General features: G+C 53.3%; 2 protein-coding genes. One reads left to right on the forward strand and one right to left on the reverse strand.

Features of this window, described 5'->3' with window-relative positions:
- Positions 1-60: 60 nt before the first annotated feature.
- Positions 61-936, forward strand: coding sequence for a ChaN family lipoprotein (locus ACP5D4_RS12685; RefSeq protein ID WP_428011989.1), 876 nt, complete (start codon positions 61-63; stop codon positions 934-936).
- Here ACP5D4_RS12685 and ACP5D4_RS12690 read toward each other — a convergent pair.
- The gene (locus ACP5D4_RS12690; RefSeq protein ID WP_428011990.1) at positions 897-2,321 is read right to left on the reverse strand and encodes a serine/threonine protein kinase; all 1,425 of its coding nucleotides are present in this window, start codon (positions 2,319-2,321) and stop codon (positions 897-899) included. The two genes, ACP5D4_RS12685 and ACP5D4_RS12690, sit on opposite strands and share 40 nt — an antisense overlap.
- Between the last annotated feature and the right edge of the window lie 73 nt (positions 2,322-2,394).

Consider the following 2,394-nt stretch of genomic DNA (forward strand, 5'->3'; position numbering starts at 1 on the left):
CCCTGCGCTAAAGCGACAGGGCTTCCAAACGTATCGAGGTATTTTCCGTGAGAGACTCTTATGAACTTCAAATTTTCGGCTTGTTTGCTGAGTGCGTGGCTTTGTTGTGGCGTTCCGGCCTGGGCGCAAACCATTACGCAACCGACTGAAAGCGAAGTGGTGCGTCGCGATGAATTCGATCGATCGCTCCGTCAAGCAGATATTATCTATCTTGGCGAAATCCACGATCGATCGGAACACCACCAGGCGCAATTGGAGATTTTACAAACCCTCTACTCGGAAAATCCCGATCTCGCCATCGGAATGGAGATGTTTCAGCGACCCTATCAAACGGCGATCGATCGCTATCTCGCCGGAGACCTCGACGAAGCCGAATTTCTGGAACAGACGGAATACGAGACGCGATGGGGGTTTCCCTGGGAACTCTACGCCCCGATTTTGCGCTTCGCCAAAACCCACCAAATCCCAGTTATCGCCTTAAACGCCCCCAGCGAAGCCTTGCGACAGGTGGCGACGGGAGGCTTCGAGAACATCGCCGCCGAATATCGGGATTTCGTTCCCCCCATCGAGGAGATGCGAACAGATAATGAGAGGTACCGCCAGCGGTTGAAGGACATTTACGATCGATACCACGAAGGACAGGGTTCGAGCGAGGCGTTCGACTATTTTTTCCAAGCGCAGGTTCTTTGGGACGAAACGATGGCGGACTCGGTGGCGGCGTTCGTGAGGGAGAATCCGCAGACGCCGTTTGTGGTGTTGGCGGGTCAGGGTCACATTGCTTACGGGGACGGAATTCCCCAACGGGTCGATCGTCGAATTCCCGGTTTGGAAACCGTTTCGGTGGTGTTCGACCCGGATTCTGACCTTCCTTCGACGCCAGAACGGTCGTTAGCAGATTACGTTTGGCGGTGGCCGGCGTCGTCTGAGTCTGATTGAAACTTCTCGAGTAAGTTCGAGATGACTTCGACTAACCAGCGTTTTTCGACGGGGGTTAGATTTGGCGCGAAATCGTAGGTTCGATCGCTCCCTTGCAAGACGCAACGGACTTTTCGCTGTCCGTATTCCTCCAGGGAGACTTCTAAACCCACCCCTTGGAGTTCGGAGGTTTTCCCCTGATATTGGTGGTAAGTGACGCCGAAACACCGCCGATAAATAGAGAAGCGATGGCGATCGATCGTTAGGCGTCCGTAACTGGCGGTGATTCCCAAACTCGTGAAAAGCAACCCCAGTCCGGCGAGGGCGTGGAGAGAGACAAACGGTAATATCAACCAATTTCCGCCAAAGAAGGCGATGGCGACGGTACTTCCGATAACGAAATTCCACACCACTGTCACGCCCAGTAAGGGAAGGTTGGACGGCGCAACCCCGGCTGCAGGGACGTTGACGGTGGCGCGATCGTCGTTTTGCCAAACCTGTATCCGCGAGCCTTTAGGTTGGCGTCGTTGGGGAAGGATGGGGTCGGATGGCGGCGGAGACCGCAGCAGTTTGCGTTTTCCTTGCAGTACGTCGAGGGCTTCTCGGGCGGATTTGTAGCGGTCTTCGATGGCCGGCTCTACCATCTTTTCTAACCATCTCGCAAAATCGTCGGAAACCTGAATCGCTTTCTGTACGTCGATTTTCAGGCGGTGGCGCGGAAGTTCTTCGGGAGAACGATGGCTAAGTAAGAAAAGTAAAGTTGCCCCCAAGGCGTATACATCGGAGGCGAGAAAGGCTTTGCCGCGAAACTGTTCGGGGGGCATATAGCCGACAGTTCCGACGAAGGTACCGCCGAGAATTAGACTGTTGCGATAGAGGTCTTGGACGGCACCGAAATCGACGAGATAGACGGATCGATCGGGTTTTAAAATAATGTTTTGGGGTTTGATATCGCGATGGATGACGGGGGGCGTTTGCCAGTGAAGATAATCGAGAATTTCTAATACCTTGACAGCGATTTGTTTGGCGTCTTCTTCTGTAGCTCTCCAGCCTTGTTTGACCCAAGCAGCTAAGGATTTGCCTTCAACGAGTTCTTGAACTAAGCAAAACAGGCGATCGTCTTGGGTATCGCGATAGAAATAATCGACGTAGTTGGGGATGCCGGGGTGGTTGAGTCGTTCGAGAACTTGGGCTTCTCGCTCGAACATTTCGATAATTTTCCAGTCGGCCACCTGTTTTAAGGATAAGACTTTGACGGCCACCCAGCGATCGCGATCGAGATCTCGAGCTTTGTAGGTAGTCCCAAAGGCACCTTTTCCGAGAATGGAGGCGATTTGATAGCGTTGCAGCAGTGCCATAGGTCGCACCGAAACGGCGATCGCGCGATACTTCCATTGTAGCGTCACGCACCGTAGGTTGGGTGGAGCGAAAGCGAAACCCAACAACCCCTATTTCAATTCACAATAAGCCGTAGGTTGG

Source organism: Baaleninema sp. (genome assembly GCF_049974805.1).
Classification (GTDB): domain Bacteria; phylum Cyanobacteriota; class Cyanobacteriia; order Cyanobacteriales; family Geitlerinemataceae; genus Baaleninema.